Genomic DNA, 14,245 nt, shown 5'->3' on the forward strand with positions numbered 1-14,245 from the left:
CAAATTGATAAAGCATTTGTGTTCGGAGAGAAAGTCAAATTCTTAAAATTCAATTATATCTCCACTGCTTATCCAGCTGACATCAAAATGAGTGCTTAAGTGACATATCACTCTCGGGTGTGTGCAGTGCGATGGGTATAATTTTGTGATATGATGTTGCTTAAAAAACTTGACGGTTTTTTCTAAACGTTCATCAATCTGTGATAAATGAAATCCACCTACAATTGCTGCTATAGGGTTATGGGGGAAAAACTCTTTCGCTTTCAGTACAATATTGCAAATGCCACTATGAGAGCAACCTGTAATAATAACAATGCCTTTGTTAGTATTGAACGTCAGAGCGGTATCATCTATTATTGGGTCAGTCTCGCCATTTTCTAAAATATATTTTGGCGATATGGATTCAAAGTCGGTTATTCGGGGAATTTCACCCATAAACCATGCTTGATGTTCAATTTTAACAGGTTTTGATGAGCGGGTAATCTTAAAGCTGTTCTCTATATCAGTTTCTGACAAATCAAGTCCAATATATTGATTGTTAGTGCGTTTATACCGTTTAGTAAAAATATCGGGGTGAGCTAAAAGAGGTTTGTTTTTAGGAAAATATTTTAGTCCGTTTCCGTGGTCGTAATGTCCGTGGCTTAAAACAATTAAGTCGGTTTGGTTCAAATCAATGCCTAATTTGTGCGCGTTAATTGTTGCTATATCTGTTTGTCCGGCATCAAATACAATCTTTTTGTTATTGTATTCAATGTAGAATGATAGTCCATGTTCGGCTTTACAGTTAGAACTTGCTTGATTATCGACCAAAACTGTTAATTTCATTTTTTGCGTTTGTTTGTAATTTTTCAGGCTTTATGCCACGAAATTAAAAAATAATTGAAATAAATTTCAAAAAGGTTTGGCAAAAATAAAAAATAGAGTACCTTTGCAGTCGCAAAACAAAAATGCATTGATTCAGTAGCTCAGCAGGTAGAGCACATCCCTTTTAAGGATGGGGTCCTGGGTTCGAACCCCAGCTGGATCACAAGCCGAACATTAGTTCGGCTTTTTTTGTGTAAAAAAACAAGGTGTCGTAAACCATGTTTTTGAGTTTGTTGGTTTCTCAAAACGGCATTCTCGCCAAAGGAGCCAATCCATGGTCGGCAAATTCGTTGTTCAGGAACTTGTAGTATCCTGCAATAGCTACCATTGCGGCATTATCGGTTGTCAGAGAGAGAGCAGGAGTATAGACATCTAACTTTAACTCTTTGCCAAGAGAGTGAGCTGCTTTTCGTAATTCGCTGTTTGCTGATACTCCTCCGGCAATGCCAAAACTTTTGACATTTGTCTGTTTTATTGCCTTTTTAGTTTTGTCTATCAGAATATCTACAATACTTTTTTGTAACGAAGCGCAAAGGCTTTCTCTGTTGTTTTCAATAAAATTGGGGTCTTCTTGTAAACGGTCTCTTAAAAAGTATAGAAACGAAGTTTTTAAGCCACTAAAACTAAAATCCAAGCCGTTAACTCTTGGTTTTGCAAACTTAAAGGCAGTTGGGTCGCCTGTTTGAGCCAACTTGTCGATAACAGGACCTCCGGGATAGCCAAGGCCCATTATTTTTGCGCATTTATCAAAAGCTTCTCCTGCAGCATCGTCAATAGTTTGCCCTATTATCTCCATTTTCAAAAAATCTTCAACTAACACCAATTGTGTATGACCGCCAGAGACTAACAAACATAACATTGGAAACTTTGGCATTTTAAAATCGGGAGTATCTTTTTTTATAAAATGTACTAAGATGTGGGCTTGTAAGTGATTTACATCAATTATTGGAACATCTAACGATAAAGCCAATCCTTTGGCAAAAGATGTTCCCACTAACAAAGCTCCTAACAGTCCGGGACCGCGCGTAAAAGCAATAGCCGATATTTGATTTAATTCAACCCCAGCCTCTTTTAAAGCTATATCAACAACTGGAATAATATTCTGCTGATGTGCTCTTGAAGCCAGCTCGGGTACAACTCCACCATATTTTTGGTGTATTGTTTGATTTGCTATGTAATTTGAAATAACATAGCCGTCTTTTACAACCGATGCAGATGTTTCATCACATGACGACTCTATTCCCAAAATAATTACTGACATATTATGTTTTAAAAAACTTACAAAGTTAAACTATTTATTTTGACAATTCGTTAATAATACTGATAGTATATGTTGCATCGGTATTAACTATTGTAAAATTTAATAAAAGAACTAACCTTTAAAAAATTATAATTGGTGTAACAAAATACCACAAATTAGCTGTTTCTAAGCTTTGAATGACTATTTTTGCAGTAACATTAATTAACTAAACAAATTAGACCCATAAAGAGTAGAGGTAAAATATGGTTGTTGATATTGACAGTGATTGTTTCATTGCCATTTATACTCTATTTGGTATTGCTTAGCAGTTCTGTACAGACATATCTGACAGATAAAACAACTTCGTGGTTAAAAAATGAGTTTGGTTTGAATGTCTCTATCAGACAAATTAATTTCAGACCCATTAATCATCTTGTTATAGAGGATATTTATGTTGAGGATACAAGTGGTGACACTTTAGCCTATATCCACTCATTGACAGCAGGCGTTGAACAAATAAACTTGAAAGGTCCTGAATTGTATTTCAGCCGTGTAGTGTTTGATAGTCTGAAGTTTCATATGCAATCTGACAGTTTAGGTAAGTCAAATCTTATTAATGTAATTGATCTGTTTAGAAAAAAGGATTCGGTTGTTGAAAAGAAAGTTTCGAATTTCAGACTCTATTCGCACATTGTCGCTCTTAAGCGTTCAGAATACGTTTTAAGAAAATTTAATCCCGAAAAAACGCAGAAAATAAACTTCGGCGATTTAAAACTTGGCAATCTGAATGTTGAGGCACAACCATTTGATTTGCGAGGCGATACAATCATTATTGATATTAAAAAACTCTCCACAATAGATCATTGTGGTTTAAAGGTTGATAATATGTCAACTGTTTTTTGCTTAGAGCCGAGAGCTTTAAAGTTCGAGAACTTTAACACAATGTTTGGGCAAACAAATGTTAATTCCGAGTATGTAAGGCTTATTCAATTAACTGACACCGCTTTTGCTAATTTTGAAAATGAAGTATCATTCGATGTCAATCTGTTTTCAAGCGATGTTACAACTGATGACCTGGCTTGGTTCGCGCCAGAATTAAAAAAACTCGATCTAAAAGCAAAAATTAAGGGTAAAGTAACTGGACCATTAAGTAATTTGTATGGAGATAATTTACTTATAGAAGTTTTAGACTCCACAAAACTGCATACATCACTTAAACTAAGAGGTTTACCCGATGTCGAAAATATGTTTTTTGATGCCGATATAAAAAACCTAACAACATCGTACAGTCAGTTAGCGCAATTAACGGTATTAAAAGATAGTTTGGGTAGCCCTATTTTGCCTCCAGAACTGAGCTGTTTAGAAAGAATAAATTATAAAAGCTTTGTTTCTGGGAATATGTCAAATATTTCATCAGTAGGAACCTTTAACACAAATATTGGTGGTGTTTTTCACAATATCTCTTATAGCCAAAATGATATGAAGCAAATAAGCCTTAATGGTTTAGTTCAATTAAATAATTTTGGTATAGGTGTTATATCAGGAACTTATCCTATGTTAGATAAGATCGATACGAAAATAAATATTAGCTCTGTGCTAAATCCCAACAAAACCTTTTCTGCACAATTTAAAACTTTGGTAAGTCATGTTGATTTTGAAAATTATCCATATAAAAACATTGAAATCGAGGGTAAATTAACCGACAAGTTTTACGATGGGAGTATCACAATTGATGATCCTAACGTTGAATTGGATTTTATGGGTAAGGTTGAATATGGAACCAAAAGGCAGCATCACAAGTTTATATTAAATCTCTCAAAATTTAATCTTTATCCTCTCGGTTTAGACTCTGATTCCGCTTCACGAATGCAATTCGATATGGTTGCAAATCTTTATGGAATAAATCCTGATAGTATAATTGGCACGGTTAACATGTACGATGTTTATATTACACGTAAAGGGGAAGAAGCGAATTTTGTGAATTTAGACTTGAATTTCGACAGGAAAGGAATCTCTAAAACCCTGAGTGTCAATTCTGAATATATAGGAGTGTTACTTTCAGGACAATATACATATAACACTGTATCAGATGTTTTAAGCGATGCTGTAAAGCAATATATGCCAGCAGTTGCATGGTCTGATGAGGTAATTCAAGAGGACGATTTTACAAATATCCAACTTAAAATAGATTTACACAATGTTAAACCTGTTGTAAACCTGTTTGATACAGCTTTGACTGTAAGTAACAATAGTTATTTGGACATTAGGTATAAAGCCAGCGGAAGAAAGTTTGATATGAAAGGTTTAACATCAAAAGTTGCATATCAAGATATGTATTTGAATAATATTTCGTTTTCAGGGTATAACGAAGCAACTAAAATAATTGCCAACATTAGTGCAGACAACTTCTTTTATTATCAAGATATGTCGTTAAAAAATTTATCATTAAACACAATTCTTGAAAGCAATCTAATGACATTCAACGTCAACTGGAATAACTATAACAGAGAAGACACAACGAATTATAGTGGATACATCAGTTCGCAAATATTGTTTCCAGAGTCGGGGAATTTCGACAGATTTGGTATCAATATACTTTCGTCAAATGTCGTAATTTCCGATACAACGTGGAGCATTTCGCCATCAGTAGTAAAGGTAAACGGTTCTGAAATAGAATTCGATAATTTTGCTATCGGACATCGAAATCAACATCTGTATATAAATGGAATAATAAGCAACGACTCTAATGACACTCTATTTGTTAATACCAAAAGTATAAACTTAGAGATGTTAAATGTGCTATTAAAAAATAAATTCGGGATTAGCGTTGAAGGGGTTCTGACAGCCGATATTGCGGCGACCAATCTTTACGAAAATCCTTTTGTGCTTGCGCAAATAGATTTGGATAATTTAAAATATAATGGGCAATTAATTGGCGATACAAAAATATCGAGTTCGTGGGATCCTTTACTAGAGATGATAAAAGTTGACTGGGTATCGACAATTCAAAACTATGATGTTTTGTACATAGTGGGAGATTATAGTCCGGATAATTCAAATGTGAATTTTAGATTGTTTGTCGACAGATTCGATTTATCTATTTTAAATCCTTATTTGGAGGGAGTTTTGCACGATTTGACTGGTCTTACAACTGCAGAAATGATAATAAAAGGTAATTTAAAAGCACCAAAAATGGAGGGTGTAATTATTTTAGATCGATGTAGTTTTGTTTTAGATTACACAAAAACACGTTATCAAATAACCGACTGGATAGATATTTCACCAGATGCAATTATTTTTTCCGATTTAAGAGTTGTTGATAATAACAATAACAATTTACTTGTAAGTGGTAGAGTTACTCATAACAATTTTGACAGTTTAGGTCTTGACGTAAGGTTTAACGCAACTAACTTTATGTTCTTGAACACCTTAGAGAAAGATAATAGTAAGTTTTTTGGAACAGTATTCGCCTCGGGTAATGGAACTGTAAAAGGGAAAGTTGATAATTTGGATATTTCAATGGGAATTAAAACCGAGCCAAATACGCGTCTATTTATTCCGCTTAACAGTGGAGGAACTGTAAATCAAACCGATTATATTGTTTTTAAACAACCAAAAGCGCAATTAACGGATAAAAACAAGCAAGCACCTGAAACGAAGGACAAGAGTGAATCAGAAATAAATTTAATGATGAATCTTGAGGTTACTCCCGAAGCTGAAGTTCAAATAATTTTTGACCCTGCAATTGGAGATATTATAAAAGCCAAAGGTTCGAGCAATTTAACTATATATATGCCTCCAAAAGATGATTTGGAAATATACGGTGATTATATAATTTCAGAAGGAGACTATCTGTTTACCTTGCAAGATGTTTTTCAAAAACGATTTGCCATAGCTAAAGGATCAAGCATTACTTGGTCAGGCGATCCGGCTAATGCGAATATCGATATTGACGCTGTTTATAAGGTGCGAAGGGCAAATTTATACGACCTGACATTTAATTCCGAAGATGAAGGCTCACGCATTTCCGCTGATGCTCACTTGCTTATGACAGGAACATTTACAGCACCAAACATCAATTTTAAAGTTACTTTGCCAGCATCAGCCGAAGCAGCACAAGACCAAATAAACGCACTGCAATCAGACGAAATAAGCAAACAAGTAATATCGCTACTAGTATTAAACAGATTTCAACCTTTGCCCGGAGCAGTTAAGGTTGCAGAAACAACAGGACCTTCGAGTGTTGAAAGCAATGCAAGTGAATTGCTTTCAAATCAGGTAAGCAACTGGCTTTCACAAATCAGCAGATCGTTTGATATTGGGTTTAACTACACTCCGGGAGGTGAAGTTTCGTCACATGAATATGAACTTGCCGTATCAACTCAAATATTGAACAACCGAGTGACAATAAACACAAACTTAGGTATGGGAGGAGAACAAATTGGACAAAGTTCTAGTAGCGGAACAAATATTGCAGGCGACTTTGAAATGGAAGTAAAACTCGATAAGCGCGGAAAAATAATGTTTAAAGGATATCACAAAACAGATAATAATTACGATTCACACTCAAAACAAGGAGCAGGTGTATTTTATCGAGAAGAGTTTAATACCTTGAACGAATTGTGGGGGAAGTTTTTTAGAAGAAAATCGAAATAAAACCATTTGGCTTTTAGCCTTAGATATAAAAAATATAATAACTTTGAGCCAAAATCGTTAACAATTTAAAATCACTATTATATGATCGACACACTTATTCAAGATGTTCCTGGTGCAGTTGCGGAAAGCCAAGCAACCGAGATGACTATGTCAATTTGGGAAATGACCCTCAAAGGGGGTGTTCTTATGATACCCATCTTTATTCTGTCCATTATAGCGGTTTATATCTTTTTTGAACGCTATTTTGCTATTAGAAATGCTTCGAAAGAAGATCCCTCTTTTATGGAAAGAATTAAAGATTATATTCATGCGGGACAAATTGATTACGCTATAAATCTTTGTCAACACACTGATAACACGATATCACGAATGCTTGAAAAGGGAATTAATCGCATAGGCAGACCTTTAAACGACATAAGTACAGCCATAGATAATATTGCAAACCTTGAAATAGCAAAATTAGAAAAAAGTTTACCAGCTCTGGCATCTGTAGCAGGTGGAGCACCAATGCTTGGTTTCTTAGGTACTGTTACTGGTATGATACGTGCATTTTACGACATGGCTAACGCAGGTAGCAATATAGACGTACAACTGTTGTCAAGTGGTATTTACACGGCAATGGTAACCACAGTTGCAGGTTTGATAGTTGGTATTACAGCCTATTTTGCATATAACGCTTTGGTAGCACGAATTGAGAGAGTTGTATTCCGGCTGCAAGCGCGTGCAATTGAATTTATGGATTTACTCAACGAACCAGTAAATTAAACTAACAATGGCAATAAAAAGAAGAAGCAAAGTTAGTGCAGAATTCAGTATGTCATCAATGACAGACATTGTGTTTTTGTTACTTATATTTTTTATGGTAACAAGTACACTTATCGCGCCAAACGCATTAAAACTATTGCTACCTCAAAGTAACAATCAGACACAAGCAAATAAACCTATAACAACAGTATCCATAACTGCTGATTTAACATATGCTGTTGAGACACAGATTGTTCCATTTGAACAATTAGAGAGCTATATACAATTAAAAGTTGGACCAGCTGCCAGTTATACTGAACCTCCTACGATATCGCTACATGCCGACAAAAGCGTAGCTATTGAACATGTAGTAAAGGTTATGAATATTGCAAAACGAAATAGATATAAATTGATTTTGGCTACTGCTCCAGAAAATTAATCTTTTGTAAAAGCGCAAATTTAAACAGGCACAATAATATTATAATATAAACCAATGCAACAAGATAACAACAAGAAGATTGGATTTATAGGTACTGTAATATTTCATGTTGCAGCTGTCATTATAATGTTTCTGTTTGGTTTTGTTACCCCACTGCCTCTGCCCGAAGAGGAGGGTATTTTGATAAATTTTGGTGTCGATGATGCTGGTAGCGGAGATATTGAAACTCAGTTTTCGCCTTCAGTTGCTATGGTTGAAACTCAGCCGCAAGTATCAAACCCTGTTGTAGAAACTTCCGATGACAATGAGAAAGAGATACTTACTCAAGATTACGAGGAAACCGCTGCGATGGAAGAAAGGAAGAAGAAAGATAGGGAACGAAAATTAGAAGAGGAGAGACAAGAAAAAATCAGAAAAGAACAAGAAGCCGAACGAGTACGACAAGAGGAGATTGAACGCAAAAGACAAGCAGAAGAACGTCGTAAGGCAGAGCAACAACAAAAAATAGCAGAAAGCACAGGAAAAGCATTTGGAATAGCCAACACCAACTCGCAAAGCGACGGAACGGGAGGCGGTTTTGGCAATCAAGGTGATTTAAGGGGATCACCGGATAGTCGTTCATACGAGGGTAGTGGGCAAGGTAAGCAAGGAATTAGCTACAGCCTTGCTGGAAGAAGCCCTCACGGAGGACAACTACCACTACCGCTTTATCCGAATAAAGAAGAGGGGGTTGTTGTAATAAAAGTCAAGGTTGATAAAAATGGCTATGTAACAGAAGCTGTGTGGGAATCCAAAGGTTCTACTACGACCGACAGACAACTTGTTGAAGCAGCTACTAAAGCTGCAAAGAAAACACGTTTTAATCAAGATGAAAACGCTGATTTAATACAGGTTGGAACAATTACTTATAGATTTAGTATCAAATAAGCAATTAGCAATGTGCAATTAGCAATGTGCAATGAACAATTGGCAAATAATTGGCTGAATGTTAATGTGTTGTAGAGACGTCATATCATGGCGTCTCTGTCTAGCCTGGAAGTTACTGTAGTAGCTACAAATTTCAAAAATTTTGAATATGAGGATAATTGCTGTTCTTATTTTCGGCACAATAACCTTTTGGGGTTATTCACAAGAAACTAAAATTATTAGTGGAAAAATTATAAATCAAGAAGGTGAAGGAATTCCGTACTCAAGCATTGAATTTAAATCAAAGAAGGGAGGTGTTGCTTGCGATAATAAAGGAATATACCATTGGAAAATAAAGAACTTTACTACAAAAGATACTATAATTATTAGATCAATGGGTTATCTTTCAAAAGAAGTCCCAATAAGTATAATTCTTGATACTTCCCAAAGTGTAATTTTAAAAAGAAAAATATTTGAACTTGATGAAGTTGTTATTAGCAGTAATACAGAAACTTATAATAAAAAAGTAAAAATAGTAGGGAACAATAATAAGCCTAAGGGGGGATTTGGCTTTATTTCTCCAGGGAGAGAAATTGCTATATTTATCAAAGACACAAGCGTAGTTAACAGACGAATACACTCTGTGTCATATTTTATAAGCAATAAAGTAGGAATACCTACCACACCATTTAGAGTTAGAATATATTCTGTAGATAAACAAACGGGATTACCTTCGAATGACTTGTTGATAAATCAAATAGTTTTTACTCCTAAAAATAGTGGTTGGAATAGCATTCAGATAAATGATGATATTACTTTTCCCGAAAATGGTGTATTTGTTTCAATGGAATATATTTATACAGATGAAAAATATTATGCAATCGACAAATGGGGAACAGAATACTATGGACAGTATATAGGAATGTCTGAAAGTAAAAATAGGATTTGCAGAACATTCGTTAAAGAATTTGGTTTAGGTTGGATAAAAAAGAGCAATTCAAAATATAGTGATGCTTGTATTTTTATAGAAGTAATCTAATAATCGTAATTTTATATCAAAAAGATACTGTCCTAAAAAGGAGTGTAAAGTTCTTTATTAAGTCGGAAGACCGAAGACAATTCCGCATTGAGCTTGTAGAAGTAAAGACGGAAGCCTTTAGCTGTTGGCTATCAATGAGGCAATTGTTGTATCAATAGCCCCGACTTTCAAGTCGGGGATTGAGTAAGCGCACGTGATTTTTGGGCTTTAGCCCAAGTAATGCGGATCATGTGGGCAACGTTTTCAACGTAGAGACGGAGCATGCTCCGTCTCTACACTAAGAGTTTCCCTATGATTTCAACCCATTTTGAAATGGTTTTCATTTCATCGTGATTATCAAAATCGGGATCATAATCGGCGTTAAAAAACTCCCATGTAATAGTCGATGCTTGTTTGTTTGTTGTTGTAAAAGTAATACCCTCTCTTGTCTTTACGTTTTTTTGGGTTTCTCCCTCTCCAACGGTTTTGCTTGAACTAAACTCCTCGCATTTAACTATATCTTTTATTTTCAATACATACTCTTTCATCTGAAAATCGCGATAGATACAGAAAAATAGGAGAGAGTTGGTTTCATCAATAGCAATGCCCGAACGTCCGTAAACATCACTCTGAGAAATTTTAGCATTATTCTCCTTGCTTATTTTGTCTAAAGATTTTAGTACTCTGGCACTAAATCCCTTTTTCTTTTTTGATGCCCATACAAAGGGTATAATAAAAGCAGCAATACATGCTACTGTAATAATTATCATTCCTGTACTCATTGTTATAAAAATTTTTTAGTAAATAGATTATTGAAAAAATATTAATAATGCGCTATATTTCAACAGGTTATTAAATATTGAAACGTAGCATAAACTACAGATAAGGGAAACGTAGTTTTAGTTTTTATTGTAGATAACCGTATTACCAAAAACAGTGGAAAGGAAAAAGCTTATCGGCTTTGCGTGGATTTATAATAATTGTAGATGTAAAATACAGGTACTCAACCCCTACAGTCGGTTCCGGGCGAGCGATTGTAGGCAATAATCCATTAAGGCTTTTGTAAACAGCATTATGATTAATAAAATTAACGTGACTAAACGAAGTTTGAACTTCATTTTTCAGAGCATGCTGTAAAAAACCAATATTATAGACAGAAAAATAATAATTATCGTGGTGTTGGCTACTGTAACTACTATTAAACTTACTTAGTGTATTATTAATTTCAGCACTCGATATAAACTGAACACCCAACAGTAAAACCAACAAAAGCGCAGTCATAATTAACCATGGTGAGCTTTTGTCTGACTTTGGTTTATATAACTTAGGTTTATCTATATGCAAGTTTTGCATTATCGAAATATTTCCCGAAAGATAGTAAAATTAGTGCAGATAATTGAATAGTTAGGCGTTAATATCTGAAAGAATAGTTGTGAATTTTTCATGATACTATATTTGACCAATATCGTAAAACAAAAAAGCGAAGCATGGTTGCTCCGCTTTTTATTTTTTTTTCTATTACTGCCGATTATGCCGGAGAAATTGCTTCAACGGGGCACACTTCTGCACATGAACCACATTCAGTACATGTGTCTGGATCGATTTTATAGATATCTCCTTCAGAAATTGCGTCAACCGGACATTCTGAGATACATGAACCGCATGCTATGCAGTCTTCTGAAATTTTATAAGCCATCTTTTTTATTTTTATTTGTTAAGGTTTCGCAAATGTAGTGTCCTTTATTTAATTTATGAAATAAAACTGTAAAAATTAAAGCATTTTTCATCTATTCAGATAGATTTTAAATAAGTAATATATAGTCCTAGGTTAAATTCGTCTCACCAACGTTACTCCATTTAATAATGACAAGACCACTAAGTCTTCCCATTACTTTTGTATTTCAAATGCGCTATAACAACCCTAATGTCGCTATATTCAACACTATTGCTCAGAGCCCGCTTAATCTCGCCAATACTTTCAAAGAAATTACTGGAAATAAAATCGGATATAAGTTTAATTTTATCTTCATGAATCAGTTCGTCTGCAGATATTTCACCTGTCTCTACATATGAAATCAGATGTCCCAAAATAGTTGATATAACAAGACCTCTATCAGTCGCTATCTCTTCAACAGTTAGCCCTTGTTTGAACATATCGTAACTAATCTGTTTAGTACTGATTTTCTTCTTTTTTGGTTCAAATTCAATTTTCTCGGTTTTTTCGTACTGAGGTCTCAAATTGTTGTTAGCGCAGTACTCTTCAACAATTGATATTATGTCTATACCAAATTTTTCGGCTTTTATTTTACCTATTCCATGAATTTTTCTAAGCGCAGCAATATTTGCGGGTAAGTAATTGGAAATCTGAACAATAGACTTATTTGGCAATATTGCATAAAGAGGTACATTAAGATTGTCGGCTGCAATTTCGCGCCATTGTCTTAGCTGTTCGTATAGTTCCGGATTTTCTGACTCTTCGTTTTCTTTAACTTTTATTTTACCGACACGCATACTCTTTTTCCGTCTATCACTTGGCGACTCAATGGCAGCTTTAGCTTTTGCCTGCATAAACAGCTTAACGTCAAAACCAGATGCACACGATAACATGCTGTCGTTCTTTATTTGTAAATCCCACTCAATTTTAGTTTTAACATCTGAAAGCATTTTGCTGACCTGTTTGTTGTCGCTTGAAATATCAATGGTTTCAATAAACTGTATGAGTTCGTTCTCCATTTTTGGCTGAAAGTATGCAACGGCTTTTTTTATTCGTCCCTGTATCAGTTCCGACTCTTCAACCGATGATGTAAGTTTTTGTGTATGACGCAAAATTTCGTTGTTGAATTTTTGTCCTACATCATAAAAGTTATTGTTTAAGACATTTATAAAGTTCTCTGTCTTTTCGGGCAAAGTTGAGCTAAGAATAGTGTGATTGTTTTGAATAGTTTTTTGTAGTTGATATGCGTTTTTTCTAATGCTACTAAAATCGAAAAGATCATGTAGTAATTCTATTTGGAACTCTAGTTGCGCTTGTTTAAGTTGGTTACTGTCAGGTTGATTGCGTGAAATTTCATTATTAAAACTGATAATGCTTGAATCGGTTTTAATCCCGTAAGTGTTGATAGGCGAGCTTAAAATTAATCCTTCTAAAGATGTACATCGGCTAAGCGCAACATATACCTGACCATGTGCAAAAGCAGCTTGTGCGTCAATAACTACTTTATCGAATGTCAGCCCCTGACTTTTGTGAATGGTAATAGCCCATGCAAGTTTCAAAGGTATCTGTTTGAAAGTACCAATTACTTGTTCTGTAATCTCTTTAGTCTCTTGGTCAATAGAGTAACGATTATTTTCCCATGTAAGCTCAGTTACAGCCAAAACCTCCTCTTGATCCTGACACTTAACGAAAACAACATCTTCCTCGATATCAACTACTTCGCCTATTTTGCCGTTATAGAACAGTTTCTCGGGCGAGGGGTCGTTTTTAACAAACATCACCTGTGCGCCAATCTTCAAATCAAGGTTATACTCTGTGGGGTAAGACGTTTCAGGAAAATCTCCAGAGACCTCAGCAGTAAACATCTCCGACGCTCTATTTAGTTTTTTAAGCTGTTTGTCGTTAATAAGTTTTGCTTGGTTGTTGTGGGTTGTAAGCGTAATATATCCTTTGTCGTAGTTATCAAGTATTTGGGGCTGGTAGCGCGCATTTAATTTCTCTATATCGCTTGTAGTCAGTCTATTGTCTCTCACACTGTTTAGCAAACTGATAAAATTTTGGTCTGATTGCCTGTAAACCTCTGTCAGCTCGATGCTAACATAATCGGTTTGACGTAGTGCGTTGCTTCCAAAAAAATATGTTGATTGATAGTATTTTTCCAATATTTCACGCTCGTCTTCTTTTACAACAGGTGCAAGTTGCTGTAAATCTCCAATTAAGAGAAGTTGAACACCTCCAAATGGTTTAGAGTTGTTTCTGTATCGTCTTAAAACATTGTCTATTGCATCAAGCAAATCTGCTCTAACCATGCTTACTTCATCAATTATCAGAAGATCAAGGCTTCTTATAATATCAATTTTGACCTTTGAAACACGTAATTGTGCATTTTGCTCGTCTTCTGATGTTTCTGTTTTCATTCCGGGAATAAAAAGTCCGGGAGCAATTTGAAAAAATGAATGTATTGTGACACCACCTGCATTAATTGCAGCAACGCCTGTCGGAGCGACTACAATATTCCTTTTTGTTGTTGTTTTTGTGATATTTTGTAGAAAAGTTGTTTTTCCTGTCCCTGCTTTTCCTGTTAAAAAAACATTCCGTCCTGTGTATTCAACAAATTCGTATGCTAATTTTAATTGACGATTTGTGAAGAAGCTCATGTGTTTT

Annotated in this window: 11 protein-coding genes and 1 tRNA gene; 6 read left to right on the forward strand and 6 right to left on the reverse strand. The window is 34.9% G+C overall.

What is annotated here, in order from left to right; all coding sequences use genetic code 11:
- Positions 1 to 42 precede the first annotated feature (42 nt).
- Positions 43 to 825 carry an MBL fold metallo-hydrolase gene (locus GX311_08440; GenBank protein NLK16410.1) on the reverse strand — a complete coding sequence of 261 codons (783 nt, stop codon included), beginning with the start codon at positions 823 to 825 and terminating at the stop codon, positions 43 to 45.
- Between the two features lie 129 nt (positions 826 to 954).
- Between GX311_08440 and GX311_08445 the strand changes: the two genes are divergently transcribed.
- A tRNA-Lys gene (locus GX311_08445) sits at positions 955 to 1,027 on the forward strand.
- A gap of 78 nt (positions 1,028 to 1,105) precedes the next feature.
- Here the strand turns inward: GX311_08445 and tsaD are convergent.
- Positions 1,106 to 2,125, reverse strand: coding sequence for a tRNA (adenosine(37)-N6)-threonylcarbamoyltransferase complex transferase subunit TsaD (gene tsaD / locus GX311_08450; protein NLK16411.1), 1,020 nt, complete (start codon positions 2,123 to 2,125; stop codon positions 1,106 to 1,108).
- Positions 2,126 to 2,380: 255 nt separating this feature from the next.
- On the opposite strand from tsaD, the gene GX311_08455 reads away from it, so the two are divergent.
- The 5 genes from GX311_08455 to GX311_08475 all read left to right on the forward strand — a co-directional run bounded on the left by GX311_08455 (position 2,381) and on the right by GX311_08475 (position 9,888).
- Positions 2,381 to 6,760 carry a hypothetical protein gene (locus GX311_08455; protein NLK16412.1) on the forward strand — a complete coding sequence of 1,460 codons (4,380 nt, stop codon included), beginning with the start codon at positions 2,381 to 2,383 and terminating at the stop codon, positions 6,758 to 6,760.
- Between the two features lie 84 nt (positions 6,761 to 6,844).
- Positions 6,845 to 7,525 carry a MotA/TolQ/ExbB proton channel family protein gene (locus tag GX311_08460; protein NLK16413.1) on the forward strand — a complete coding sequence of 227 codons (681 nt, stop codon included), beginning with the start codon at positions 6,845 to 6,847 and terminating at the stop codon, positions 7,523 to 7,525.
- A 7-nt stretch (positions 7,526 to 7,532) separates the two neighbouring features.
- Positions 7,533 to 7,943: a biopolymer transporter ExbD gene (locus GX311_08465; GenBank protein NLK16414.1), complete on the forward strand. Its 411-nt coding sequence runs from the start codon at positions 7,533 to 7,535 to the stop codon at positions 7,941 to 7,943.
- A gap of 54 nt (positions 7,944 to 7,997) precedes the next feature.
- Positions 7,998 to 8,870, forward strand: coding sequence for a TonB family protein (locus GX311_08470; protein NLK16415.1), 873 nt, complete (start codon positions 7,998 to 8,000; stop codon positions 8,868 to 8,870).
- A gap of 148 nt (positions 8,871 to 9,018) precedes the next feature.
- A complete protein-coding gene (locus GX311_08475) occupies positions 9,019 to 9,888 on the forward strand; it encodes a carboxypeptidase-like regulatory domain-containing protein (protein NLK16416.1) in 870 nt (289 codons plus the stop codon).
- A gap of 272 nt (positions 9,889 to 10,160) precedes the next feature.
- Here the strand turns inward: GX311_08475 and GX311_08480 are convergent, their stop codons facing one another.
- The 4 genes from GX311_08480 to GX311_08495 all read right to left on the reverse strand — a co-directional run bounded on the left by GX311_08480 (position 10,161) and on the right by GX311_08495 (position 14,238).
- Entirely contained in the window at positions 10,161 to 10,649 is a 489-nt protein-coding gene (locus GX311_08480) for a hypothetical protein (GenBank protein ID NLK16417.1), read from the reverse strand.
- 142 nt (positions 10,650 to 10,791) lie between these two features.
- The gene (locus tag GX311_08485; GenBank protein NLK16418.1) at positions 10,792 to 11,220 is read right to left on the reverse strand and encodes a hypothetical protein; all 429 of its coding nucleotides are present in this window, start codon (positions 11,218 to 11,220) and stop codon (positions 10,792 to 10,794) included.
- 175 nt (positions 11,221 to 11,395) lie between these two features.
- Complete coding sequence (locus GX311_08490; GenBank protein ID NLK16419.1) at positions 11,396 to 11,563, reverse strand: 4Fe-4S binding protein; 168 nt, start codon at positions 11,561 to 11,563, stop codon at positions 11,396 to 11,398.
- Between the two features lie 179 nt (positions 11,564 to 11,742).
- Positions 11,743 to 14,238, reverse strand: a complete 2,496-nt coding sequence (locus GX311_08495) for an AAA family ATPase (GenBank protein NLK16420.1) — start codon at positions 14,236 to 14,238, stop codon at positions 11,743 to 11,745.
- Positions 14,239 to 14,245: the final 7 nt, after the last annotated feature.

The organism is Bacteroidales bacterium, assembly GCA_012519055.1.
GTDB lineage: Bacteria > Bacteroidota > Bacteroidia > Bacteroidales > Salinivirgaceae > JAAYQU01.